The 24,764-nt window shown below is 71.4% G+C and carries 19 protein-coding genes and 1 pseudogene; 16 read left to right on the forward strand and 4 right to left on the reverse strand.

Annotated elements, in window-relative coordinates:
* Positions 1-111: 111 nt before the first annotated feature.
* Positions 112-1,578 carry a glycoside hydrolase family 3 C-terminal domain-containing protein gene (locus IE239_RS33175; RefSeq protein WP_268254546.1) on the reverse strand — a complete coding sequence of 489 codons (1,467 nt, stop codon included), beginning with the start codon at positions 1,576-1,578 and terminating at the stop codon, positions 112-114.
* Between the two features lie 160 nt (positions 1,579-1,738).
* Between IE239_RS33175 and deoC the strand changes: the two genes are divergently transcribed.
* From deoC to IE239_RS33245, 14 genes are all read left to right on the forward strand, one after another.
* The gene (gene deoC, locus IE239_RS33180; protein ID WP_373308181.1) at positions 1,739-2,704 is read left to right on the forward strand and encodes a deoxyribose-phosphate aldolase; all 966 of its coding nucleotides are present in this window, start codon (positions 1,739-1,741) and stop codon (positions 2,702-2,704) included.
* Positions 2,705-2,718: 14 nt separating this feature from the next.
* A complete protein-coding gene (locus tag IE239_RS33185; RefSeq protein ID WP_190153172.1) occupies positions 2,719-4,260 on the forward strand; it encodes an aldehyde dehydrogenase family protein in 1,542 nt (513 codons plus the stop codon).
* Complete coding sequence (locus IE239_RS33190) at positions 4,257-5,120, forward strand: aldehyde dehydrogenase family protein (RefSeq protein ID WP_190153173.1); 864 nt, start codon at positions 4,257-4,259, stop codon at positions 5,118-5,120. Before IE239_RS33185 ends, IE239_RS33190 begins: the two co-directional genes overlap by 4 nt.
* Positions 5,121-5,261: 141 nt before the next feature.
* A complete protein-coding gene (locus tag IE239_RS33195; RefSeq protein ID WP_190153174.1) occupies positions 5,262-6,254 on the forward strand; it encodes a ribokinase in 993 nt (330 codons plus the stop codon).
* Positions 6,251-6,655 carry a D-ribose pyranase gene (gene rbsD, locus IE239_RS33200; protein WP_190153175.1) on the forward strand — a complete coding sequence of 135 codons (405 nt, stop codon included), beginning with the start codon at positions 6,251-6,253 and terminating at the stop codon, positions 6,653-6,655. The genes IE239_RS33195 and rbsD overlap by 4 nt, the downstream gene beginning before the upstream one ends.
* Before the next feature lie 15 nt (positions 6,656-6,670).
* Positions 6,671-8,167, forward strand: coding sequence for a sugar ABC transporter ATP-binding protein (locus IE239_RS33205; protein WP_190153176.1), 1,497 nt, complete (start codon positions 6,671-6,673; stop codon positions 8,165-8,167).
* Positions 8,164-9,258 carry an ABC transporter permease gene (locus IE239_RS33210; protein ID WP_190153177.1) on the forward strand — a complete coding sequence of 365 codons (1,095 nt, stop codon included), beginning with the start codon at positions 8,164-8,166 and terminating at the stop codon, positions 9,256-9,258. Before IE239_RS33205 ends, IE239_RS33210 begins: the two co-directional genes overlap by 4 nt.
* Positions 9,259-9,314: 56 nt before the next feature.
* The gene (locus IE239_RS33215; protein ID WP_190153178.1) at positions 9,315-10,334 is read left to right on the forward strand and encodes a substrate-binding domain-containing protein; all 1,020 of its coding nucleotides are present in this window, start codon (positions 9,315-9,317) and stop codon (positions 10,332-10,334) included.
* Positions 10,335-10,686: 352 nt separating this feature from the next.
* Positions 10,687-10,893 (forward strand): hypothetical protein, encoded by a 207-nt coding sequence (locus IE239_RS33220; protein ID WP_190153179.1) that lies wholly within the window; start codon positions 10,687-10,689, stop codon positions 10,891-10,893.
* 444 nt (positions 10,894-11,337) lie between these two features.
* On the forward strand, positions 11,338-12,108 hold the full coding sequence (locus tag IE239_RS33225; RefSeq protein ID WP_190153180.1) for an SDR family NAD(P)-dependent oxidoreductase: 771 nt from the start codon (positions 11,338-11,340) through the stop codon (positions 12,106-12,108).
* Positions 12,109-12,331: 223 nt separating this feature from the next.
* Complete coding sequence (locus tag IE239_RS33230) at positions 12,332-13,399, forward strand: PEP/pyruvate-binding domain-containing protein (RefSeq protein WP_190153181.1); 1,068 nt, start codon at positions 12,332-12,334, stop codon at positions 13,397-13,399.
* Positions 13,400-13,425: 26 nt separating this feature from the next.
* Positions 13,426-15,246, forward strand: coding sequence for a PEP-utilizing enzyme (locus tag IE239_RS33235; protein ID WP_229878508.1), 1,821 nt, complete (start codon positions 13,426-13,428; stop codon positions 15,244-15,246).
* A 45-nt stretch (positions 15,247-15,291) separates the two neighbouring features.
* A complete protein-coding gene (locus IE239_RS33240) occupies positions 15,292-15,981 on the forward strand; it encodes an HD domain-containing protein (RefSeq protein WP_190153182.1) in 690 nt (229 codons plus the stop codon).
* Positions 15,982-16,013: 32 nt separating this feature from the next.
* Entirely contained in the window at positions 16,014-18,506 is a 2,493-nt protein-coding gene (locus IE239_RS33245) for a SpoIIE family protein phosphatase (protein WP_229878510.1), read from the forward strand.
* Between the two features lie 30 nt (positions 18,507-18,536).
* Here IE239_RS33245 and IE239_RS33250 read toward each other — a convergent pair whose 3' ends face one another.
* From IE239_RS33250 to IE239_RS33260, 3 genes are read right to left on the reverse strand one after another with little or no spacing between them, the layout of a single operon-like run.
* Complete coding sequence (locus IE239_RS33250; protein ID WP_190153183.1) at positions 18,537-19,961, reverse strand: phytoene desaturase family protein; 1,425 nt, start codon at positions 19,959-19,961, stop codon at positions 18,537-18,539.
* Positions 19,958-21,775, reverse strand: a complete 1,818-nt coding sequence (locus tag IE239_RS33255; protein WP_190153184.1) for a DUF3556 domain-containing protein — start codon at positions 21,773-21,775, stop codon at positions 19,958-19,960. The genes IE239_RS33250 and IE239_RS33255 overlap by 4 nt, the downstream gene beginning before the upstream one ends.
* A gap of 36 nt (positions 21,776-21,811) precedes the next feature.
* On the reverse strand, positions 21,812-23,302 hold the full coding sequence (locus tag IE239_RS33260) for a class I adenylate-forming enzyme family protein (protein WP_190153185.1): 1,491 nt from the start codon (positions 23,300-23,302) through the stop codon (positions 21,812-21,814).
* Positions 23,303-23,460: 158 nt separating this feature from the next.
* Between IE239_RS33260 and IE239_RS43375 the strand changes: the two are divergent.
* Both IE239_RS43375 and IE239_RS43380 read left to right on the forward strand, forming a co-directional pair.
* A pseudogene (locus IE239_RS43375) lies at positions 23,461-24,309 on the forward strand (RsbRD N-terminal domain-containing protein); the annotation flags it as partial.
* 205 nt (positions 24,310-24,514) lie between these two features.
* Positions 24,515-24,727, forward strand: a complete 213-nt coding sequence (locus tag IE239_RS43380) for a helix-turn-helix domain-containing protein (protein ID WP_352306372.1) — start codon at positions 24,515-24,517, stop codon at positions 24,725-24,727.
* Positions 24,728-24,764: the final 37 nt, after the last annotated feature.

Below are 24,764 nucleotides of genomic sequence, written 5' to 3' on the forward strand. Positions count from 1 at the left end.
TTCGCCGCATGGGCGGGCCCTGGTACGAGGAACAGGTCCTCGTACCAGGGCCCTTGACTCCGGCGCCGGGATCCACGCGGGGCGGGTAGGGGAGGACCCCGGCGGGAGTCGTCAGGGGAAGATCACCGTGATCGGGGTGCGCAGGAGCAGGTCCACGCAGCTTCGACCGGTGCGCAGCTGGTGTTCATCGGTCACCGTGCGCCATGTTCCGGTGGCGGTGTCCCATGCCTGCACGGCGCGCCGTGGCACGGTGATCTCGACAGTCGTCGACTGGCCCGGCTCGGCCTGGACGGTGGCGAATCCGGCCAGGCGCCGCAGCGGAGTCAACGTCAACGACGACGTAGGAGATGCGGCTTCCGCCGACTCGACGTAGGTCTGTACGACCTCCCGGCCGGCGCGGGAACCCACGTTGCGGACCTGGACGCGGAGTGTGCCGAGGACATCGGACGATCCGGATCCGCAGGGGATGAACTCGGCCTGTTCGTAGTCCCATTCGGTGTATCCGAGACCATGTCCGAACCAGTAGGCGGGCTCCGTCTGCCCGCGCTGCCATGCGGCATAGCCGATGAGGAGCCCTTCCTCGTAGCGCAGCACTCCGTCGGCAGGCCGGGGATCCAGAACCGGGCAGTCCTCCGCCTTGACGGGCCAGGTGGTGGGCAGTCGGCCGCCGGGCTCGGCTGCGCCGAGGAGGATGTCGGCGAGCGCGTGGCCGGCCTCCTGGCCGGGGAACCAGGTGAGCAGGATCGCCGACACGTCGTTACGCCAGGGCATCTCCACCGGAGAGCCGGTGTTCACCACCACGATCGTCCGTGGATTGACGGCGGCCACTCGGGCGACGAGCTCGTCCTGGCGTCCGGGCAGTCTCAGATCCGTGCGGTCGAACCCTTCGCTCTCGACCTCTTCTGTGGTCGCCACCACGACGACGGCGACATCGGCGCGCGCCGCGGCGTCCACGGCCTCCCGGAGCAGGTCTTCGTCCGGCCGTGTCGGCGGCCGGTGTCCCAGTCCGAAGGACAGCGCCGGAATTCCCGCTCCCACGTCACGGCCGGTGGGAACGTAGTCCAGTGTCACATCGACCGTTCTGCCCGCCTCCAGGTGTGCGGTGAGGCGCGCTTCTGACGGCGACATGACGGCCAGGAAGGGGTCGTCGCTGTCCGGGGCGAGGTGAGCCTCGTAGAGCACGCGTCCGTCGAGGGCGAACTGAAGATGGCCGTGGCCGCTGACGGCGAAGGTGTGTTCACCGGTGCGGTCCGGGGTGAACGATCCCGTGATCCGTGCGGAACGGAGCCGGTCGGAGCTGACGCCGATGGGCATGCTCCCGAACATCTGGACCTTGCCGTCCGGCTGGGGAAGGTCGGCCATGACGGTGCCCGCGCTGTCACGGAACTGCGAGCGCAGGGTAAAGCCGTGGAGAGCGGGGGTGAGGTTGGTGCGGGGGTCGGCACCCTGGGCGTGAACGATCTCCACCTCGCGCGGCAGGGCGGCGCGAAGTCCCGCGAGGGGGGTCACGACATGGGGCGGGAAGACGGTGGCGGTGCCGCCGCCCATCACCCGTGCGTCCTGCGCCGCGTCACCGATGACCGCGACCCTGCGTCAGCCCGTCCGGGTGCCGCAGGGGGAGCACCGCATCATCGTTGACGCGGCTCCACGGGACTGCCACGGCAGTAACTCACCCCCGCAGCGCCGCCGTCCGGTACATCCGGACAGTCCGGAAGGACACGCGACTGTGACTGCCCCACTGACCGGCCTCGACCCCGGAGTCATCGACCCCGGTGCCGTCGAGGACCTCATATCCTCCGACGCCTCGCTGCGCCGTTTCCTGCACGGTCTGCCCGGCGTGGACCAGGTGGGCGTGGAGGCCCGCTCCGCGGCCCTCGCCACCCGGTCCGTCAAGACCACGGCCAAGGCCCGGGCGATCGATCTGGCCGTCCGCATGATAGACCTGACCACACTCGAAGGCGCAGACACCCCCGGCAAGGTGCGGTCCCTGTGCGCCAAAGCCCGCCGCCCGGACCCGGCCGACCCCACCACCCCGCAGGTGGCCGCGGTCTGCGTCTACCCCGACCTCGTCCCCGTCGCCGTCGAAGCACTGGACGGCAGCCCCGTGCAGGTCGCCAGCGTGGCGACCGCGTTCCCGGCCGGCCGGGCCGCGCTGCCCGTGAAACTCGCCGACACCGCGGACGCGGTGGCCGCGGGCGCACACGAGGTGGACATGGTGATCGACAGGGGAGCATTCCTCTCCGGCCGCTATCTCCACGTGTACGACGAGATCCGCGCCGTCAAGGACGTCTGCGCGGGCGCGCACCTCAAGGTCATCCTGGAGACCGGCGAGCTCGCGACGTACGACAACGTGCGCCGGGCCTCCTGGCTGGCGATGCTGGCCGGCGGCGACTTCATCAAGACGTCCACCGGCAAGGTGTCCCCGGCGGCGACGCTGCCCGTGACGCTGGTGATGCTGGAGGCGGTCCGTGACTACCGGGAGGCCACCGGACGCCAGGTCGGTGTGAAACCGGCCGGCGGCATCCGCACCACGAAGGACGCCCTGCGCCACCTCGTCCAGGTCGGCGAGACCGCCGGCGAGGACTGGCTGGATCCGCGCTGGTTCCGCCTCGGCGCGTCCAGCCTGCTCAACGACCTGCTCATGCAGCGCGCGAAGGCGGCTTCCGGCCGGTACTCCGGCCCCGACTACGTCTCCCTGGACTGAGGACGGTGACCGCCATGACAGGCAGCAGCAGTGGCAGCGGCACCAGCAGAGCCTTGGGCTACGCCCCCGCGCCCGAGTCGCGCTCGGTCGTCGACATCGCCCCCTCCTACGGACTCTTCATCGACGGCGAGTTCACCGAACCGGCCGACGGCGGCACGTTCAAGACCGTCAACCCGGCTACCGAGGAGGTCCTCTGCGAGGTCTCCGAGGCCGGTGCGGGCGACGTGGACCGTGCGGTGCGGGCCGCCCGGCGTGCCTACGAGCGGACCTGGTCCCGGCTGCCGGGATCGGAACGCGCCAAGTACCTCTTCCGCATCGCCCGGATCCTGCAGGAACGGGCCCGCGAGTTCGCGGTGCTGGAGACCCTGGACAACGGCAAGCCGATCAAGGAGTCGCGCGATGTCGACGTCCCTCTCTCGGCGGCCTGGTTCTTCTACTACGCGGGCTGGGCCGACAAGCTCCGCCATGCCACCGGCGGCCTGCCCGCACACCCGCTGGGCGTGGTCGGCCAGGTCATCCCGTGGAACTTCCCGCTGATGATGCTGGCGTGGAAGGTGGCCCCGGCACTCGCCTGCGGAAACACCGTCGTCCTCAAGCCCGCCGAGACCACCCCGCTCACCGCGCTGCTGTTCGCGGACGTCTGCCGGCAGGCCGAACTGCCGCCCGGCGTCGTCAACATCGTGACGGGCGCCGGGGAGACCGGCCGCGCCGTTGCCGGACACCCCGGGGTGGACAAGATCGCCTTCACCGGTTCCACCGAGGTCGGCAAGGCCATCGCCCGCCAGGTCGCCGGCACCGGCAAGCCGGTGACGCTCGAACTGGGCGGCAAGGCCGCCAACATCGTCTTCGACGACGCGGCCGTCGACCAGGCCGTGGAGGGCGTGGTCAGCGGCATCTTCTTCAACCAGGGCCACGTGTGCTGCGCCGGCTCCCGGCTGCTCGTGCAGGAGTCCGTGCACGAGGAGGTCCTCGCCGCGCTCCGCCGCCGCCTGACCACCCTGCGCCTCGGGGACCCGATGGACAAGAACACCGACATCGGGGCCATCAACTCGGCCGGACAGCTGGCCCGTGTCCGCGAACTCGCGGACGCCGGTGAGGCGGAAGGCGCCCAGCGCTGGTCCCCGGCCTGTGAGCTGCCCGGCCAGGGCTACTGGTTCCCGCCGACCGTGTTCACGGGCGTCAGCCAGGCGCACCGCATCGCCCGGGAGGAGATCTTCGGGCCCGTCCTGTCGGTGCTCACCTTCCGCACCGCCGAGGAGGCGGTCGAGAAGGCGAACAACACACCGTACGGGCTTTCCGCCGGCGTCTGGACCGAGAAGGGTTCACGAGCGCTGTGGACGGCCGCCCGGCTGCGGGCCGGCGTGGTGTGGACCAACACCTACAACCGCTTCGACCCGGCGTCACCGTTCGGCGGCTACAAGGAGTCGGGGTACGGGCGCGAGGGCGGCCGGCACGGACTCGACGCCTACCTCGCCCCCGACGGCCCCGACCGCCGCGGTCACCTCGGCTCCGGGACCGGCCCCGGCCCCGGAGCGGTCCTGGAGGACTTCCGATGAGCACCGAGAGACTGGCAGTGCGCAAGACGTACAAGCTCTATGTGGGCGGCGGGTTCCCGCGAAGCGAATCAGGACGCAGCTACCCGGTCACCGCGGTCTCGGGCGGCTTTCTCGCCAACGCCGCCAGGGCATCGCGCAAGGACGCCCGTGACGCGGTGGTGGCGGCGCGCAAGGCGTTCCCCGGCTGGTCCGGGGCGACGGCGTACAACCGCGGCCAGGTTCTCTACCGGGTGGCGGAACTCCTCGAAGGCCGACGTGCGCAGTTCGCCGACGAGGTGCGGGCCGCGGAAGGGCTCACGAGAAAGGACGCCGCCGCCGTCGTCGACGCTGCTGTCGACCGGCTGGTCTGGTATGCGGGCTGGGCCGACAAGATCACCCAGATCACCGGTGCCGCCAACCCCGTCGCCGGGCCGTACTTCAACCTCTCCACCTCCGAGCCCACCGGGGTGGTGTGTGCTCTGGCACCACGCGAGTCCTCACTGCTCGGCCTCATCTCCGTCGTCGCCCCTGTGGTGATCACAGGCAACACGGCGGTAGTAGCGGCGAGCGAAACCGGCCCGCTGCCGGCGGTGTCCCTGGGCGAGGTACTGGCGACCTCCGACGTCCCCGGCGGTGTCGTCAACGTCCTCACCGGCCGCACCGCCGAGATCGCCCCCGCCCTGGCCGCCCACATGGACGTCAACGGACTCGACCTCGCCGGCGCCCCCGGCGACCTGGCCCGCGAGCTGGAGACGGCGGCGACCCACAACCTCAAACGGGTCCTGCGCCCGTGCGCCGAGGACTGGGCCGCCGAACCCGGCCTCACCCGACTCACGCACTGGCTGGAGACCAAGACGGTCTGGCACCCCGTCGGGACCTGACCGATCCCGGGCGACACCGCCCGGACAACCGCAACCTCTCCCGTACGAGCGGGCACGGCCCACCGGGCCGTGTCCCTACCCCAGCCATCCCCGAAACAGCCCGTTCCCCATGAACCCCACAGCCCCAACAGGAGGACCGCGATGGCCCGGGACGGTGTTCTCGTCGTCGGCAGCATCACAGCAGACGTCACCGCATTCAGCCGCCGGCTGCCACGACGTGGCGAAACAGTGCTGGGGGACGACTTCACCCTCTTCCTCGGCGGAAAGGGAGCCAACCAGGCCGTCGCCGCCGCCAGGGCGGGCGCGCCCACCTGGATGGCCGGCTGCGTCGGAGAGGACCTGTTCCGGGGCATCGTCATGGACTCCCTGCGCGAGCACGGCGTCCACACCTCCGAGGTGCGTACGGTGCCCGGCCGCACCGGGGTGGCCCACATTCGGGTCGACGCCTCCGGTGAGAACGACATCGTCATCACTCCTCTCGCCAACGCCGCCCTCACCACCGAGATGGTCGACCTGAGCATCGCGGCCACCCGGGACCGCACCCGCGTGATGCTGCTGCAGCTGGAGGTCCCCGCCGCGGTCACGCGGCACGCCGCCGCGGCCGGCGCCGAAGCCGGACTCACCGTCGTCCTCGACCCCGCTCCCGCCCAGGAGCTGCCCGAGGACGTGTGGGCCCACGTGGACATCGTCACGCCCAACGAGAGCGAGGCCACCGCACTGACCGGTATCGAGGTCCACGGCTTCGAATCCGCCGAGCGGGCCGCCCGCTGGTTCCTGGACCGAGGCGTACGGCAGGCCCTCATCACCCTGGGCGGCGCCGGAGCGGTGTCGGTGCTCCGCGCGGCCGACGGCTCCGACGTCACCTCGCGGTTCCCCGCCTTCCCGGTCGTCCCCGTGGACACGACGGCGGCCGGCGACGCGTTCACCGGAGCGCTCGGCGCCGCGCTCGCCGCCGGACTCGGCAACGACGACGCCGTACGTCGTGGCATGGCCGCCGGCGCCCTGGCCACCACCGTCGCCGGTGCGAGCCCTTCGCTGCCGGACCGGACGGCGGTCTCGGCCCTGCTCGCCGCTCACCCCCCGCTCTCCTCGCACCCCGCCCCCGCGCACATCACGGAAGGAGCCGCCTCGTGAGGCGCAACAACGGAACCCTCAACGCCCAGTTGTCCCGGGTCATCTCCGAGACCGGCCACACGGATCAGCTCGTCGTCACCGACGCGGGCCTGCCCATCCCGCCCGGAGTGGAACGCGTCGACCTCGCCGTCCGCGAGAACCTGCCGTCCTTCCTGGACCTTCTCGACGTGGTCCTGGCCGAGGTCGCGGTCGAGGACGTGCTCCTCTCCGAGGAGATCAGCGAGGCGAGCCCCCGGATGCTCGCCGAGATCGAGAAGCGGTTCGCCGCCCAGGGGATCGGACTGCGCTTCGTACCCCACACCGTCTTCAAGCAGGCGACCGCCGGCGCACGGGCCGCCGTTCGATCCGGGGAGTTCACCCCGTACGCGAACGTGCTGCTCACCGCCGGTGTCGTGTACTGAGAATCGAGACCAGACATGCGGCTACGACTTCAGGACGTGCGCAAGTCCTTCGGTGAGAACAGCGTGTTGCGCGGGGTCACCTTCGAGGTCGGTCCGGGCGAGGTGGTGGCCCTGGCCGGGGAGAACGGCGCCGGCAAGTCCACGCTCACCCGGGTCATCTCCGGCGCGCACCGGCCCGACTCCGGGCAGGTCCTCATCGACGGCGAACCCATGACGTTCAAGGACCCCCAGGCCGCCATGGCTCGCGGCATCGAGGTGATCTACCAGGAGTTCCGGCAGAACCTGTTCCCGCACCTCACGGTCGCCGAGAACATCCACGTCCTCGACCGCGAGCGGCGCTTCGGGCGACTGCTGGTGTCCCGGAAGCGGATGGTCCGCCAGGCCCAGGCCGTCCTCGCCGGCCTGGGCATGGACATCGACGTGCGCCGGCCCGTCGGATCGCTCGGCGTCGCCGAGCAGCAGATGGTCGAGATCGCCAAGGCCACCTCGCACGACCTCGGGCTGCTCATCCTCGACGAACCCACGGCGGCGCTCGACGAGCGCGAGTCGCAGCAGCTCTTTCAGCAGATCGAGCGTCTCCGCGCCGAGGGCGTGTCCATCGTCTACATCAGCCACCGGCTGGACGAGATCTTTCAGCTCGCCGACCGCATCGTCGTCCTGCGCGACGGTCAGGTCGCCCTGAACGCGCCCACCGCCGAGACCGGCCCGGCCCAGGTCGTCGCGGCCATGGTCGGCAACGCCGTGGACGACTTCTACCCCAAGGAGCGCAACCAGCGCGACGACGTCGTGCTCAGGATCCGCGGTGCGGCCGCCTCGAACGCGTTCCACGGCATCGATCTGGACGTCCGGGCGGGCGAGGTGCTCGGCATCGGCGGCGTCGTCGGCTGCGGCCGGAGCGCACTGCTGCGCGCCCTGTTCGGCCTGGAGCGGTTCACCGCCGGGACGGTCGAGGTGGACGGACGCCCGGTGCGGCTGCGCGGCATCCCCGACGCCCTGCGCCAGAGGATCGCCTACCTCACGCCGGACCGGGGAGCGGAAGGCCTGTGCGCGGGCCTGTCGGTGGAGGCGAACATCTCCCTGGCCACCCTGCGCCGCTACACCGGCCGGGCGGACCTGGTACGCCGGGCGAAGGAGCGCAGCGCCTGCGGCGATGTCATGTCGCGGCTGCGGGTACGGGCTGCCTCGCCCGGTGTGCCGATGTCGTCCCTGTCCGGCGGCAACCAGCAGAAGGCGCTGTTCGCCAAGTGGGTTCTGACGGGCCCACGGGTCCTTCTGATGGACGAGCCCACCCGCGGGGTCGACGTCGGCGCCAAGACCGAGATCTACCGCATCATCAACCAGCTCACCGCCGACGGGGTCGCCGTCGTCCTGGTCAGTTCCGATCTTCCCGAACTCGTCGCCATGTCCGACCGGGCGATCGTCATGCGCCAGGGGCGGGTGGTGGCCGAACTCACCGGCGACCGCCTCGACGAGCAGTCCGTCCTGGAGCACGCATTGGTAGGTGCCGCATGATTCCGAACCGTTCGACCCTCGCCTCCGCAGCCCGCCAACTGCGCGCCGTGTGGATGCTGCTGCTGGTGGGTGTCATCCTCAGCATCGCCTCGCCCGTCTTCCTGACCAGCGGCAACCTGCTGAACGTGGGCCTGGCCACCGCGGTGGTGGCGCTGCTGGCCATCGGCCAGACCTATGTGATCATTCTTGCCGAGATCGATCTGTCCGTAGGCGCCACGCTCGGGTTCTCCTCCGTCGTGACCGCCCTCGTCCTGCGCGACCACGGCCTGATTCCCGCGCTGGCGGCGGGACTCGGCGTCGGCGCCGCCGTCGGCCTGGTCAACGGCTTGCTCGTGACGCGGACCAGGATGCCGTCGTTCATCGCCACGCTGGCCATGATGTCGATCCTGGCCGGGATGACGCTCCAGCTGACCTCGGGCAACCCCGTGGCGATCACCGACTACGACTTCCAGGGGATCGGCCAGGCCTACCTCGCCGGAATCCCGGTCCCGGTGTGGATCATGGTGGTCGGCTACGGACTGTTCGGCGTGCTGCTCGGCCGTACCGGTTTCGGCCGCTTCGTCTACGCGACCGGGGACAACCAGGAGGCCGCGCGGTTGTCGGGGATCAGAACGCACCGGGTGAAGATCCTCGCCTTCATGATCAGCGGTCTGCTGGCAGCCCTCGGCGGGTTCATCCTCACCGCCCGTCTGTCCACCGCCGAGCCGACCGCCGGCACCGGTCTGGAACTGGAGGCCATCGCGGCCGTCATCATCGGCGGCACCAGCCTCGCGGGCGGCCGGGGCCGGCTGATCGGCACGCTCGTCGGCGCGCTCGTCCTCGGGGTCATCGACAACGGCATGAACCTCCTCGACGTGTCCCCGTTCCTGCAGAGCGTGGTCAAGGGCCTGGTGATCCTGCTGGCCGTGTTCCTCGACCGCAACGTCGACATGCTGCGCGCCCTCGTCACCTGGCGTGGCCCCTCCGCGCCGTCGGGAACCTCCGCGACCGGCGGCGACCTCCACGCCGATCGCCCCGACCCGGTACCCGCACCGGCCCCGGAGGCGGCCCAGAAGCCCGCGGGCGTCTCCACCGTGCGTCCCACCCCCTGATGTTCCGCCGCCCGACGTCCCCCGTCGTGATGCCCCGTCCCCGAAGGAGCCGCACCATGTCCCACAACCGCACCCTCAGATCAGCCGCTGTGCTCGCGGCCGTGACCGCCCTGTCCCTGACCGGCTGCAGCCGCGGCGCCCAGAACACCGCGACCGACACGTCCGCAGGCAAGGCGAGCGGCAAGAAGACCGCCACCCTGATCATGAGCACCCTGAACAACCCCTTCTTCGTCAGCGTCAAGAACGGCGCCGAGGCCGAGGCGAAGAAGTCCGGCGTGCAGCTCAGCGTGCAGAACGCCAACAACTCCGACTCCGTCGCGCTCAACCTGGCGACGACCGCCATCTCCAAGCAGGTCGGAGCCCTGATCATCGACCCGGTCAGCAGCCAGTCCGCCACCTCGTCGGTCAGCCAGGCCAACAACGCGAACACCCCGGTCCTGGCCTTCGACCGCAAGCCGGAGAGCGGCAAGCTGGCGTCCTTCATCGGCTACGACGCGATCCAGGCCGGCCGCAACGCCGCGGACGCCCTGGCCAAGTCGCTGAACGAGAAGGGCACGATCGTCGAGATCCAGGGGCTCCTGGGCACGAACGTCGCGCAGGACCGCAGCAAGGGCTTCGAGGAGCAGATCGCCAAGTATCCGAAGATCAAGACGGTCGCCAAGCAGGCTGCCGACTTCGACCGGGCCAAGGCGCTCGACGTCATGACCAACGTGCTGCAGGCCCACCCGGACATCGACGGCGTCTACGCCGCCAACGACGAGATGGCGATGGGCGCTCTCGCGGCGCTGAAGTCCCGCAAGCTGGCCGGGAAGGTCCAACTCGTCGGCAACGACGGCATTTCCGACGCGCTGGAGGCCGTCGCCGCCGGCACCATGTACGCCACCAACGCCGAGTCGCCCTACGCCCTCGGCCAGAAGGTCATCACCCTCACGGGCAACGTTCTCGACGGGAAGACGGTGCCCGAGGAGGAGACTCTGCAAGGCCAACTCGTCACCAAGGAAAACGTCAAGAAGTACGCGGACTACCTGGTCGGCATCGGAGACTCCGCCGACGTGCCGGCGTCGCTTCGCCGGTGAGCCGGTCCTGATCCGCCTCGTCACCGAGTGGGCCGTTTCGTTCCGTACGGCGGCCCGGGCGGTGACGGGGCGTCGGCTCGTGCCCTGCCCGGTCGAGCCGGACAACTTCGTGGTGGAGGCCGTCGGGCTCCGGCGCCGGGGCCCCCTGGGGCTGCCTGGCCGTCCCGCCGTGACTCCTAGCCGTTGTGCCGCGGCGCTGGGTTTCACGACGCGCTCAGCGCGACGCGGCGACCCGGACGTAACCGAATGGCCTTCGGTAAATCTCTTCCTGTCGGTGCGGGCGAGACTTACATTAGCTGAAACCGAACACCTTTCAGTTAGGTGGTCGGATGAGAGGAGGGCCGTCACTTCCATGCATGCCGACGTCGTCTTCAACGGTGGGGCCGTCCGGACAGGGGCCGTGCGGGCCTCCGTTCACGACGCGCTCGCCGTCGTCGGCGGCCGGATCAGCGCCCCGGGGGCGGCTGTGCCGGCCGCTCGCGGTCCTCTCACCGGCGTCGTCGACCGGCCGGTGGTGCGCTGCTCCCGGCGTTCGGCGACGGCCGTGTCCATCCGGTGATGGGCGGACCGGAGCTGCACGGGGTCCGGGTCCGGAACCTCCGAAGCGCCGAGCGCGTCGTCGAGGCCGTGTGGCAGCACAGATCGCTGCCATGGCGGCATCCGGCGCCCGGATCTCCTTCGTCAGCGACCGGCCGGCCACCGCCCGCGAGCCCTTGCGGGGCATCGCCACCGCGGTGACCGCCGGACACCCGACGGGACACCCGAGGGTGGCTGGCTCCCCGGGGAGCGGATCGACGTCGGGACCGCTCTGACCGCCTGCTCCGCGGGATGCGCCCATCAGGCGTTCGAGGAGGAGTCGTCGCCTCCGACCGGGCCCGCATGTCCGGGACGCCCTCCACGTCCGCCGCACGAGGCGCGCACGACCGACCCCGTCTCAGTCGCGCACGGCCACATCCGTGCGCCTCAACACACTTCCCGGCAACTCGACCTCTGGTGGTAATCGATGAAGCGTTTTCAGAACCGGGTGGCCATCGTCACGGGGGCCGGCGCCGCCGACGGGATCGGCGCCGCGGTGGCCCGGGCACTCGTCGAGGAAGGCGCCCGTGTCGTCCTGGGCGCGACCTCCGAGCGGGTGCATCGGCGTGCGGCCGAACTGGGCCCCGCCGCCGTCGGCGTGGTCGCCGACCTCACCGTCGACGGGGCCGCGGACGCCCTGGTCCGGGCCGCTCTCGAACGCTGGGGCCGGGTCGACGTGCTGGTGAACAACGCCGGCATGACATCGGTCGCGTCGGGGTGGGACGCCGACGACGACGTCGCCCAGCTGTCCCTGACCGGCTGGGACGAAGCCCTGGCCCGTAACCTGACCACCGCCTTCCTGATGTGCCGGGCCGTGATACCGACCATGACGGCGGCCGGATACGGACGCGTCGTGTCGATCGGCTCCACCACCGGCACGGTCAACGCCATGCCCGGGCAGGCCACGTACACGGCCGCGAAGGCCGGGCTGGTCGGACTGTGCCGAGCACTCGCCCTCGAGGTCGTCGGGGACGGCGTCACCGTGAACGTCGTGGCCCCCGGCTACGTCGCGACCGGCTCCCAGCTGGAGTTCGAGGCGGCGGCGGCAGCGGCGGGGCCCTTCGGGCGCAGCGGCACCCCGGACGAGATCGCGGCGTGTGTGCTGTTCCTGGCGCACGAGTCGGCGTCGTTCGTCACCGGATCCGTGCTGGTGGCCGACGGCGGGCACGGTCTGCCCGAAACCTGGCCGCGCCCCTGACCGCGGCCGGCTCCACCCGGTCGCGGCCGCTCGGTGCCGGCCGGGAGGGCCGGGACGGAGTGGCCGGCGATCCGGGCGGAACGCCTGCTGTACGGCGTCGTCGGTGTTGGGGAGGGAGGTGCCGCCACCCGTCGCGGCCGGGCCGGGGCGTACCGGACAGCCGGGATCTGATGTCGTTCCTCCCGCGGTTTGCCATGACCACGAGAGCTGTTTAGCTTGATGTATGTCCAGCCGGTACGCCGTCTCACTGGAATCGGCGGCGGAGGAACCCGCTGCGGATCTGGTGGGCGGCAAGTGCGCCGGTCTGCTGGCGCTCGTCGGCGCCGGACAGCCGGTGCCGCGAGCGTTCGCGGTGACGGTGGACGCCTTCCGGGCCCTGTTCACCGATCCCGCACTGCGCGAGTCTGTCGGTGCCGCCCTCGCCGGCCTGGACCCCGCGGATCTCGCGAGGACCGAGACCGTCAGCTCCGAGATCCGCCGCCTCGTGTCCGGGCATCCGGTGCCGTCGGAGATCGAGGAGGACATCAGCGCCGCCTACCGGGCCCTCTGTGCGGCGCTCGGGCGGCCGGACGCGCCCGTGGCCGTCCGCTCCAGCGCCACGTCGGAGGACCTGGCGCAGACCAGCTTCGCCGGGCAGTACGACACCTGTCTGTGGATCCAGGGCGCCGAGGCCGTCCTGGACGCCGTACGGCACTGCTGGTCGAGTCTGTGGACCACGCGCGCCCTCACCTACCGGGCCGCTCACGGCGTGTCCGACGAGGAGCTGGGCATGGCGGTGTGCGTGCAGGAGATGGTGGACGCGCGCACGGCGGGCGTCGCCATGACGCTGAATCCGGTCAACGGCGACCGGTCGAAGATCGTCATAGAGGCCGGGTGGGGACTGGGTGAACCCGTCCTCTCCGGCGAGGTGACGCCGGATCACTACCTCGTCGACAAGGTGCTGCTCGTCCCCGTCCGGACCGTGGTGGGAGCCAAGTTCCACGAGATGGTGCCTGCTCCGGGCGGTCAGGGGCTGCTCCGCCGCCCCGTCGACGACGCACGCCGCGCCACTCCCTGCCTGTCCACGGAAGAGGTCGTGGAGATCGCCCGTGTCGCCAAGCAGGCCGAGCGGAGCTGCGGGGCGCCGCAGGAGATCGAGTGGGCGCTCGCCCGCGGCCTCCCCGCGTCGAGTGGCCTCCGGCTGCTCCAGAGCCGCGCCGAGACGGTCTGGAGCCGCAGGTCGGGACCGGCCGCCGAGGTCACCGCGGCATCGGGCGCCGCCGGAATAGCCAAGGCCCTGACGGGCATGTGAGCACCGACGAGGAAGGGACCGCACCCATGGCGATCACCTCCCACGGCGAGTTCCCCAGCCCCTTCGAACTGCCGGAGCCACCGGGCGCCGAGGGATGGCAGCGCCTGTACCCGTATCACCTGCTGTTCCAGCCGGAGCGGCGGGAGGAGGACGAGTCCGCGTTCTGGTTCTGCGACAGCCAGCACTGGCCCGATGTCATCAAGCCGTTCGAGACGATCGGCGTGGACTTCGCGGTGAAGTGCCTCGGCGAGTACAACACCAGGTACTTCCTGGTGCCGACCTCGTACGGGCTCGAACGACGCATTCACCACGGCTACTGCTACCTGAGCCCGGTTCCGGTGCCCGCCGACCGTGTCGCAGAGCGCGTACCGGAGTTCGAAAGGCGTGCCGGTCACTATTTCGGGCACTGGGAGCACCTGCTGGCCCACTGGAAGCGCAAGGTGCTGGACACGGTACGGGAACTGGAAGCCGTCAGGTTCGACCCCCTGCCGCAGACCCGGTCCGTCGAGGACATCGAGGCCGGCGCCGGCCCCGACGCCAGTGACGCACTGCTGACCGGGTACGACCGCCTCATCGCGCTCTGCCATCGCGCCTGGCAGCACCACTTCGAGTTCCTCAACCTCGGCTACGCCGCCTACCTGGACTTCTTCCTGGCATGCAGGCGCTGGTTCCCCGACATCCCCGACCTGGGGGTCGCCAGAGTGGTCCAGGGCGTCGACATGGAACTGTTCCGACCCGACGAGGAGTTGAAGCGGCTGGCCAAGCTCGCCCTCGAACTGGGCGTCGAGAGCCGGCTGACGCCTGCCGACCCCGGCGTGCACACCCTCGAGGCCCTGGCCGCCTCGGGCCGGCCGGGCAGGGACTGGCTCGACGCCTGGGACGCCGCACGCGACCCGTGGTTCAACTTCACGTCGGGAAACGGCTTCTACGCCAGTGACGTCTACTGGCGGGACGACCCCTCGCTTCCCCTGGGATACATCCGCGACTACGTGCTGCGGTTGCTCCGAGGCGAGACGATCGACCGGGACCTGCCCGGCCTGGTCGCCGACCGGGAGCGGATCACCGGCGAGTACAGGGCCCTCCTCGATCCCGCGGAACGGCCGGCCTTCGACGCCAAGCTGCGCGTCGCGCGGCAGGCCTACCCCTACGTGGAGAACCACAACTTCTACATCGAGCACTGGACCATGGGCGTCTTCTGGCGCAAGGCGAGAGAACTGTCCCGGCTGCTGCGGACTGCCGGTTTCTGGCCCGCCGACGGAGACATGTTCCACCTCACCCGTGACGAGGTCCGGGAGGCGCTGTTCGACCACGTCAACGCCTGGGCCTCCGGTGGCCGGCCCATGGGCTGCGACTACTGGCCGCCCGAGGTCGAGCGGCGCCGCCGGATCATGGCAGCTCTCGCCCGGCGGCGCCCCGAACCCGCACTCGGGGTGCCCCCGCCCTCGATCACCGAGCCGTTCACCATCATGCTGTGGGGGATCGACGAGGAGCGCATCCGCTCATGGCTGGACGGGTACTCGGCCCACGGCGCGCTGACCGGCGTACCGGCGTCACCGGGTACGGCCGAGGGCCCGGCCCGCGTCGTCCATGGTGCGCAGGACCTGTCCCTCGTCCAGGAGGGCGAGATCCTCGTCGCGTCGGTCACCGCGCCGAGCTGGGCTCCGGTGTTCGGCAAGGTGCGGGCGGCGGTCACCGACATCGGAGGGGTGATGTCGCATGCCGCCATCGTGTGCCGCGAGTACTCGCTGCCCGCTGTCACCGGCACCGGAGGTGCGTCCACCGTCATCGCGACCGGCCGACGGATCCGTGTGGACGGAACGGCCGGCACCGTCACCGTCCTGGACTGACATCCGCACAGGGCCGTCGGTCCGCCCGCGCGCCAGGAGGCCGTCATGCCCCACGATCCCGCGGCCGGCGGGCCGCCCCCTCCCCTCGGGCTCCCCACCGACTGCCGGCCGCAGCACACGGTCCGCCTGTCCGGCATCCTCGAGGACGTCTGGGAACGGGCCCTGCCGCATCTCGACGTACGCAGCAACGACGTGCACTCCCTGTACACCTTCGGTCTGGCCTCGGCGTTGCTCGACCACGTACCCGAGGCCCGGCCCGGTGTCGTGCTGCCGGCGGCCCTCCTGCACGACACCGGCTGGAAGGCGGTGGCCCTGGACCGGATCCTCGAGGCGGTCGCCGATCCGGCGTCGAACCGGGAGACGGTGCGCACCCACGAGGAGGAGGGGGCGCGCATCGCCGCGCGCATCCTGGCCGACCTCGGATACCCGCCTGAGCTGACGGCCGAGATCGCGGCCATCGTCGACGGCCACGACACCCGCGACCGCTCGCTCGGCCCGGACGACGCCGTGGTCAGGGACGCGGACAAGCTGTGGCGGCTCACCCCGCACGGGCTGCGCACGATCGCCTCGTGGTTCGGGCTCGACGCCACGCAGGCCCTGCGACTGGCCTCGGAACGGGTCGGCGGTCATCTGTTCACCCCGGCGGCACACGCCATGGCCGACGCGCTCGAGGCCGTGGCCGCGATCGACGTCAGCCCGCAGCGGCTCATCCTGGACCCTCCGGCGTCAGGTTGATTGTGCGGCGGATCGGGACGACGCTTGGATCCATGATGACCTTCGCCCAGTCCCCGAGCGAGGGCGGCGCCGACCCGGCGGGCCGGCCGGCGGGGCTGGTTGTCACCGATGCGCGGGGAGTGGTCCTGGCCTGGAGCCGCGGCGCGCAACACCTTCTGGGGTACACCCCCGCCCATGCCGTCGGCCGGTCGCTGAAGGATCTGGTGGGCCTGCCGCCCCCGGCCGTCGTCGGCCCGGGCGCCCGCGAGGAGATCCATCGGGTGCTCCCGGTCCGTCGCCGGGACGGTCGGCTGCTGACCCTGCCGGTGTCCAGCTATCCCCTGGCGTCCGACCGGGCTCCGCAGGGCTGGGTACTGGTGCTCGGGCCGTCCCCCGGCCCCCTCGGGGGCGAAGGACGGGAGGCGCTCGTGGACTGGCTGCTGAACCGCTCAGGGACGGCCCTCACGGTGTACGACGCCGAACTGCGCTGCGTCTGCCAGAGCGCCGCGATGCGCAGGATCACCGGCGTGCCGGACGACCTGCGCCGAGGGCGGGGCCTCGCGCAGGTCGTCCACGGCGCGGGCGTCGCCGACTGGGAGCGGCGGATGCGGCGTGTCCTGGAGACCGGCGAGGAACAGGTCGCCTTCGACTTCCACGCCAAGCCGCCCACGGTGTCGCGCACTCACGTGTACACGGTGGCCACCGCTCCGCTCCGGGACACCCTGGGACGCACGTTCGGCGTGTGCACCACGGTCGACGACGTCACCGAGGAACGGCTGACCAGGGAACGCCTCTCGCTGCTGAACGAGGCAGGCGCCCGCATCGGCAGCACACTGGATCTGGTCCGCACCGCCCAGGAGCTGACGGAGGTGGCCGTGCCGCAGTTCGCCGATTTCGCCCGCGTGGACCTGCTGGAGGGGCTGCTCAGGGGAGACGAGCCCGCCCCGGGACCCATCTCGGGCGCGGTGCGGCTGCGCCGGATCGCCGAGAGGGTCTGGTTCGAGGGCTCCTCGGAGGAGGTCGCCGTCGCGAGCGACGCCGACGTCTACCTGGCCAGTTCCCCGGCGGCCCTGTGCCTGGCCTCCGGCAGTTCGGCGCTGTACCGCACCTCGGACCCGGCGGTCAGCAACTGGATCGCGGCCAGCGCCGCCCGCCAGGCCAAGGTCCGCAGATACGGCACGCACTCCTGGATCCTCGTGCCGGTCAGAGCGCGCGGGACGACTCTGGGGGTGGTGATGCTCACCCGCGCCCGGGACACCCCGGACTCCTTCGAGCCGGAGGATCTCGCGCTGGCCGAGGAGCTCGTGTCCCGCGCCGCCGTGTGTCTGGACAACGCGGTGCGCTTCACCCGTGAGCGGACCGCCGCGCTGGCTCTGCAACGCAGCCTGCTGCCGCAGGGGCTGCTCCAGCCTGCGGCGGCGGCGATCGCCTCCCGTTACCTCCCGGCGAGCAACCGCACAGGTGTGGGCGGCGACTGGTTCGACGTGATCGAGCTCTCGGGGGCCCGGGTGGGCCTGGTGGTAGGCGACGTGGTGGGTCACGGCATCCACGCCGCCGCGGCCATGGGCCGGCTGCGCACGGCCGTGCGCGCCCTCGCCGACGTCGACCCCACTCCGGAAGAGCTGCTCACGCGCCTGGACGACCTGGTCATCCGGCTCTCGGCGGAATCCGCCGGCGCGATCTCCGCCGACCCGGCCCATGACAGCGACGCCGAGTCCGGGGCCGGGATCGAAGCCACCTGCCTCTACGCCGTCTACGACCCGGTGTCAGGGCGCTGCTCCATGGCCCGGGCCGGCCATCCCGCGCCCGTCCTCGTCGGCCCCGACGGCGCCGCGTCCTTCCTCGACCTGCCCGCCGGGCCGCCCCTCGGCCTCGGAGGCCTGCCGTTCGAGTCGGCGGAGCTGGAACTGCCGGAGGGCAGTGTGCTCGCCCTCTACACCGACGGCCTGGTGGAATCGCGGCAGCACGGCATCGGCCAGGGTCTGGACAACCTCCGCCGGACACTGGCCACTCCCGCCGTCTCGCTGGAGACCCTGTGCGACCGCGTGGTGGAGACGCTCCTGCCCGTGCGCCCCTCCGACGACGCCGCCCTGCTCCTCATGCGTCCGCGTCCCCTGGGCCCCGACCAGGTCGCCGTGTGGAACATCTCCCCGGACCCCGCCGCGGTGGCCAGGGCACGCGCGCAGTCCCTCAGCCAGCTCGGCTCCTGGGGGCTCGAGGGCGTCTCCTTCGTGACCGAGCTGGTGGTGAGCGAGCTGGTCACCAACGCCATTCGCTACGGGGACGCGCCCATCCAACTGCGCCTGATCATCCCGCAGCCCTCCGGATCCCCGGCAAGCGCCTCCACTCGCACGCTGATCTGCGAGGTGTCGGACAGCACCAGTACCGCCCCCCACCTGAGGCGGGCGCGCGCCTTCGACGAGGGAGGCCGCGGTCTGCTGCTGGTCGCCCAGCTCACCGACCGCTGGGGAACCCGTCAGACGACGACCGGGAAGACCATCTGGTGCGAGCAGATCCTCGGGGCCGACACGCTCTCCCCGCGATGACGGCGCCGCGGTCGCCTCCTTCCGGACAGATCAGGGCTGCTGGATGCCGAGGTGCCGCAGCGCGGAGCGGGCCGCCCCGGCGCCGCACATGCCGTGTGCTCCGGGGCCCGGTGGGGCGGCGGCCGAGCACAGGAACACGCCGGGCAGGCCGGTGGAGTACGGGTCGCGTGCGGGCCTGGCGCCGAGCACGAGCCGAGGGACGGTCTCCGCGCCGGTGAGGATGTCACCGCCGGAGAAGTTGGGGTTGGCGGCCGCGAAGTCGGCGGGACGGGTGGTGTGCAGGCCGACGATGCGTTCGCGGGTGCCGGGGGCGAATCTCTCCAGCTGGTCCAGGACCGCTCCGGTGGCGTCGCCGTCGTAGCCGTGGGGGACATGGGCGTAGGCCCAGACGGGGTGTACGTCGCCGACCGACCGCGACGGATCGGCCAGGTACTGCTGGCCCACGAGGACGAACGGGCGCTCCGGCATCCGCCCGGCGGCCACCTCCCTCTCGGAGTGCGCGACCTCCTCCAGCGGACCGCCGAGGTGCACGGTTCCGGCGCTGCGCGCATGGACGTTGCTCCACGGCACGCCGCCCTCGACGGCCAGATCGATCTTGAACGCGCCGGGGCCACGGCGGAACCGCCCGTAGGCGGCGCGCACGCGGGCAGGGAGACGGTCGCCGTAGATGCGGGCGACCTGCCCTGGGTCGAGATCGAGGAGGGTCACGTCGCAAGGGGGGATCTGGGAGGCCTGCGTGACGCGCACCCCGGTCTCGACCTTGCCGCCGTGTTCGCGCAGCACCCGCTCCATGCCGAGCGTGATGCTGCGCGAGCCTCCCTCGGCGACGGCCCACCCGGCGGCGTGGCCGGCGGTGAGGATCCCGAGGCCCACCGCGGAGCTGAACGGCCGGGACAGCGGCCGGAAGGCGTGTGCCGCGACTCCGGCCCACAGGGCCCGGGCCCGGGGGGTCCGGAAGACACGGGCCAGGGCGGTGGCGGGCAGGAGCGTCGGCAGGCCGAACCGCGCGAGCGACAGCGGGTGTGCCGGGACCTTCAACAGCGGTCCCATCACGTCCTCGGCGAGAGCGTCCCAGCGACGCACCGACGGTTCGAGGAGGGCGAGGTAGCGGTCGTGGTCGGGGCCGAGCAGGCGGGCGGTCCCGGCCACGGAGCGCAGGAGCACCCCGGCCGATCCGTCGTCCAGCGGATGCGCGCAGTCGATCTGCGGCAGCCGCCACCGCAGCCCGTGCCGTTCGAGGTCCAGCGACCGCAGTGCCGGTGACGTGACCGCCATGGGGTGGACGGCCGAACAGTGGTCGTGCACCAGTCCGGGCAGGAGTGCCTCGTGGCTGCGGGTGCCGCCGCCGGCCTCGTCAGCGGCTTCCAGGACGGTGACCTCCACTCCGGACCTGGCGAGCAGGGCCGCGGCCGCCAGCCCGTTGGGCCCGCCGCCGACGACGACGGCCGACGTCATGACGCCGGATCCGCGGAGAGCTCGCCCGTGCCGGACGCCCTCGGCACCGGGTGAGGGGGGCCGCCGGGCGTCGGGCGCAACGGTCCGAAGGACTCCACGTCGTAGACGGGGTAGTGCGGGCCGTCGGTGGGCCAGGGCTGGCGGTCCAGCATGTCGCGGACCTTCACCTGTCCCTTCTCGAGCAGACCGAGGGCGGCGTCGTGGACTTCGTAGGCCTGGGTCCGGCGGTGGATCGGCTGGCCCTCGAGGACGATCACCCTCACCTCGCCGGGCGCGAAACCGCATCTGGCCTGCACGGCGCGGAGCAACTGGGCGCCGTGGAAGTGGCCCTCGCCGAAGTTCCAGCCGATCGCGAAGCCGGCGATGAGCTCCCCGTCCACCGTGACGGTGTCGCTCTGGCCGTCGGTGACGCGGTCGACGAGTCCGTTGTGGGCGCGGCCGTGGGAGTGCATGGACCTCCAGGCCGGCGACTTCTGGCCCATGAACATGGCGGTGTCGGCGTCGTAGAGGCGCTCCAGCTGGCGGTCGGGAAGCCGGCAGGCCGTGGTGAGCCCCGCCTCCAGGCGGTCGCGAGCATCGCCGGTGAAGATCCAGGTGCTGGTGGCCCAGTTGCCGGCGTAGTAGCGCATGGCCGGCAGGAACGACACCAGGTCGGGCCGCAGGTTGCCGAGCACGGGCACGAACAGCAGGCTCGGCAGGAGCACCACGAGCAGCCACGGAGAGTGCAACTGCCACACCGTGACGTCGGTGTGGGCGCCGAAGAGGAAGAACAACGAGAAGACGAAGAAGAGGTTCCACTCCAGCGGCACTCCCATCGGCACGGTGGACAGGATGTTCAGGTGGAAGACCACCATGTAGATCAGGGCCGCCCAGGTCCAGAAGCCGCCGTCGGAGAAGAAGACCAGACCGAGCGGGACGAGGTACTCGGTCGCCGTGCCGATGTGGGCCAGCAGGAACGGCACGCGTGAGGGGCGCAGGTCGCCGGGCGGGTCGCGGTACAGGAGCCGCTTGGCACGACGGGAGCGCAGGACGGGCGAGTTGCTCATCATCGTCGCCACCACGTAGGGGAAGTGGTGGTTGAGTTTGGAGGTCGCCGCCCCCCACCAGATCGCCAGCATCACGAGCTTGAAGCCGATGAACATGTCGCCGTAGGGGAAGAAGAAGACCAGCAGTGACAGCCCGTACTGCTCGCCGCGGGCGGCCAGGAAGACGGTCTTGTCACGCAGCCCCAGCGCGGCCAGGCAGGCGATGAGCGGGATCGCCGCCGAGGGGTCGAGAAGACCGACGTGACCGAAGCCGTCGACGGTGGTGCCGTCACCGGGCCGGCTGATCAGCCACCCGGCCGAGACGAGCACGCCGGCGTACAGCAGGACGTCGGCTCCGGTACGGCGGTCGCCGCGCGTCAGCGGCACTGCGGCCGGCCACGGAGGGAGCCGGACGGTGCCCGGCCGCAGCCAGTACAGGACCGAGCCGATCGGCGGGTTGAAGCGTGCGGTCAGCGGGCCCGAGCCGCAGCCCAGGCCGGTCACCTCCCACAGGAGCGTGAAGACCACGAGCTTCTGGTAGACGACCGGCTCGGACCACCAGGCGGAGAAGTCGGCGAGCGATCCGATGCCGGGCGTCAGCGAGATCACGTACGCCCCGCCCGCCGCGTACAGCAGGCACTTTGCGACGTAGAGAAGGTAGACGGAGGACGGGCTGCCGAAGCCGTGCTCGACCCAGTGACGGGTGAGCACCTTCAGCCGTTCGCCGCGAGGCATGCTCCGGAAGGCGCCGGCGTCCACGCTCGGCAGGTCGGGTTCGATGAATCCCACGAGAACCTCACACGTTGTGTCGAAGGGCTGGGCGGCTCAGCCGGCGCGTTCGCAGAGGCGGCGGCGCAGCGCGGGCTTGTCGATCTTGCCGACGGCGTTCTTGGGCACCTCAGGGACGATCAGGACCTCGTCCGGGATCTTGTAGAGGGCCAGCCGGGCGGTGAGGAACTCACGGATGTCGGAGGCGGACGGCCTGTCGGAGCCGTGGACCGAGAGGAAGGCGATCGGGACCTCGCCCATCACCTCGTCGGGACGGCCCACCACGGCGGCTTCCAGCACGGCGGGGTGGTCGTGCAGGACGGTTTCGATCTCCTTGGGGTAGATGTTCTCGCCACCCCGGATGATCATGTCCTTCATCCGGTCGACGAGGACCAGGTAGCCGTCCTCGTCGAGCCGGCCGACATCGCCGGTGTGCAGCCAGCCGTCCCGGACGGCCCGAGCGGTCTCCTCCGGTCGTCCCAGGTAACCGCGCATGACCGTGGGGCCGGAGATGACGACTTCGCCGATGCCGCCGTCGGGGACCGGCCGGCCGTCCCTGTCCATGATCGCGACGCGCTGGTGGGGCAGGGGGAGTCCGACCGTGCCGGGCCTGCGCACGCCGTCGACCGGGTTGCTGGTCGAGGCGCAGGTCGCCTCCGAAAGGCCGTAGCCCTCGATGAGCCTCACCCCGTAGCGCTGCTCCACCGCCTGGATGAGCTGCGGAGGCATCGGCGCGGCGCCGCAGACGACGAAGCGCAGTGACGACGTGTCGGGCCGCACCTCGGGCGGCAGGTTCGCCAGCATCGCGTAGATGGCCGGCACCCCGGAGAAGTAGGTGGGGCGGGCCGTCTCCACCGCCGCGAAGAAGTCCCTGACGCTGAAACGCCCGACGACGGTGGCCCTGCCCCCGGCGCGCAGCGGCGACAGAACGCTGACGACGATGCCGTTGACGTGGAACAGCGGCAGGATCAGCATGCTGTGGTCGTCGGAGGTCAGCCGCATCGACTCGACCATGGCCGCCGTCATGGCGTCGATGTTGCCGTGGGTGAGTTCGACTCCCTTGGGACGGCCCGTGGTGCCGCTGGTGTAGATGACCAGGGCGAGGTCGTCCAGGCCGGCGTCCGGGTCCGGGAGGGGCTCCGGCAGGTCGACGTCGGGAGCCTGCCCGGCGAGGTCGTCGAGGGTGAGCACGGCCGCGGAGCCGGGCAGCTCGCCGGGCGCGATCGTCGCCTCGACGACGACGAGTCTCGCCCCCGAGTCCGTGAGCTGGTGGCTTGTCTCCCGGGCCGTCAGCGCCGGGTTGACCGGGGTGAGCGCTGCCCCCACGCGCCAGGCGGCGAACATCGCGACCACGAGCTCGGCACGGTTGGGAAGTCTGACGGCGACCACGTCTCCCCGGCCCACGCCCCGGCCCGCGAAGTGACGGGCGTAGTCGTCGATCAGGTCGTCGAAGGCGGCGTTCGAGAGGAGGCCGTTGGCATCGTCCCCGACGGCCGGGGCATCCGGGTCTTGTTCGCGGCGCACGGCAGGCAGGCGGCTCAGGTTCATGAGGCTTTTTCCCTTGAGGGTGGTCTGATCAGCGAAGCTCAGGTGAAGCCTGAACCGTCTGCGGGACGACGGCCATGGGTGCGGGGCACGAGACGGCGACGCCTTTTCATGCTGTGCGCATGAACGCGGTACGGGGACCGCGTCCTAGCCTGTGAGGCATGCACGGAGAACAGGCGCTGGTCGCCCGGGTCGCCGACCGCCTCTGGGAAGCGCGCGACAGCCTCATCGCGAACCTGATGCGGCTGACGCGCGACCAGATCAGCGTGCTCCAGCACGACGCGGCCGCGCGGTCCCTGCTCGAAGCCAGCATCACCGAGAACGTCGTGGCCGGACTGAACTTCCTGCGCCAGGGCATCGACGCCGCGTACGTGGAGGCCCCGACGGCGGCGCTGACCTACGCGCGAATCCTGGCCCAGCGCGATGTCTCCCTCTCGGCGCTCCTGCGGGCATACCGCATGGGCTACTCCCAGGCCCTTGAGCTCGCCTTCAGCGTCCTGGACGACATCCCCGCCGAGACGCGGGTCCCGACGGTCGTCGCGGTGGTCCAGCGGACGGCGGAGTTCGTCGACCAGGTCACCGAGCAGGTGGGCCGCGCCTATGAACTCGAACGCGACCGCTGGGTGGCCAGCCGGAGCGGGGTCCGTCAGCAATGGGTCAACGAACTGCTCGGCGACGGCCCGGCCGACCGCGGCGCCGCCGAACGGGCGCTGCGCTATCCGCTGGACGCGGTCCATCTCGCCTGTGTGCTGTGGCCGGCCGGAAGAATGACGCCGTTCGACCTGGTGCCGGCCGTCGAGGAGGCCCGTGCGCACCTGGTCTCCGTGCTCCGCGCCCGTTCGTCCCTCGTCGTGCCGACGGACGAGCGGGAGGCGCGGTTGTGGTTCGCGCTGCCGGAGGGGGACCCGGTCGCGCTCGATGCCCTGGCGCCTCCGCCGAGAACGCCTCTCCACGCGGCCGTCGGACGGCCCGGGGCCGATCTGGCCGGCTTTCGCGCCTCGGCACGCCAGGCCGCGCGAGTCAAGGAGATCGCCGTCATGCGTCTCGGCCCGACCGAGGCGAACGGAGCCGGGGGCCACCGCCCCGTGGGACCGAGGTGGGTGCGCTACGACGACCTCGCACCCGTCGCGCTCATGGCCGGTGACGTGGACGCCGCCCGGGAATTCGCGGTCACGACGCTGGGCCGCCTCGCGGAAGGCGGCGCACGCAAACGCCATGCTGCGCGAAACCCTCCGGACGTTCCTCACCCACCACCGCAGCCACGCGGCCACGGCAGAGGCGATGAACCTGCACCGGAACTCGATCCAGTACCGGGTGCAGCAGGCGACGGCGCTGCTGCCGGGAGGGGGCCGCAGCCTGGAGGACGACTTCAACGTCCGCGCGGCGCTCCTGGCCGTGCACTGGCTCGGAGGCCCGGCGCCGGCCTGACCGCGGTTAGTCGGCGGCGAACAGGCGGTAGGAGGCT

Origin of the sequence: Streptomyces humidus, assembly GCF_014649655.1 — a bacterium.
Lineage (GTDB): Bacteria > Actinomycetota > Actinomycetes > Streptomycetales > Streptomycetaceae > Streptomyces > Streptomyces humidus.

Coding starts and splice junctions, on each gene's coding strand:
- IE239_RS33190 (WP_190153173.1), top strand. CDS start 4,257: ATGAGCACCGAGAGACTGGCAGTGCGCAAGACGTACAAGCTCTATGTG.
- IE239_RS33185 (WP_190153172.1), top strand. CDS start 2,719: ATGACAGGCAGCAGCAGTGGCAGCGGCACCAGCAGAGCCTTGGGCTAC.
- IE239_RS33240 (WP_190153182.1), top strand. CDS start 15,292: ATGCCCCACGATCCCGCGGCCGGCGGGCCGCCCCCTCCCCTCGGGCTC.
- IE239_RS33250 (WP_190153183.1), bottom strand. CDS start 19,961: ATGACGTCGGCCGTCGTCGTCGGCGGCGGGCCCAACGGGCTGGCGGCC.
- IE239_RS33215 (WP_190153178.1), top strand. CDS start 9,315: ATGTCCCACAACCGCACCCTCAGATCAGCCGCTGTGCTCGCGGCCGTG.
- IE239_RS33220 (WP_190153179.1), top strand. CDS start 10,687: ATGCATGCCGACGTCGTCTTCAACGGTGGGGCCGTCCGGACAGGGGCC.
- IE239_RS33210 (WP_190153177.1), top strand. CDS start 8,164: ATGATTCCGAACCGTTCGACCCTCGCCTCCGCAGCCCGCCAACTGCGC.
- IE239_RS43380 (WP_352306372.1), top strand. CDS start 24,515: ATGCTGCGCGAAACCCTCCGGACGTTCCTCACCCACCACCGCAGCCAC.
- IE239_RS33230 (WP_190153181.1), top strand. CDS start 12,332: ATGTCCAGCCGGTACGCCGTCTCACTGGAATCGGCGGCGGAGGAACCC.
- IE239_RS33205 (WP_190153176.1), top strand. CDS start 6,671: ATGCGGCTACGACTTCAGGACGTGCGCAAGTCCTTCGGTGAGAACAGC.
- IE239_RS33195 (WP_190153174.1), top strand. CDS start 5,262: ATGGCCCGGGACGGTGTTCTCGTCGTCGGCAGCATCACAGCAGACGTC.
- IE239_RS33245 (WP_229878510.1), top strand. CDS start 16,014: ATGATGACCTTCGCCCAGTCCCCGAGCGAGGGCGGCGCCGACCCGGCG.
- IE239_RS33260 (WP_190153185.1), bottom strand. CDS start 23,302: ATGAACCTGAGCCGCCTGCCTGCCGTGCGCCGCGAACAAGACCCGGAT.
- IE239_RS33235 (WP_229878508.1), top strand. CDS start 13,426: ATGGCGATCACCTCCCACGGCGAGTTCCCCAGCCCCTTCGAACTGCCG.
- IE239_RS33225 (WP_190153180.1), top strand. CDS start 11,338: ATGAAGCGTTTTCAGAACCGGGTGGCCATCGTCACGGGGGCCGGCGCC.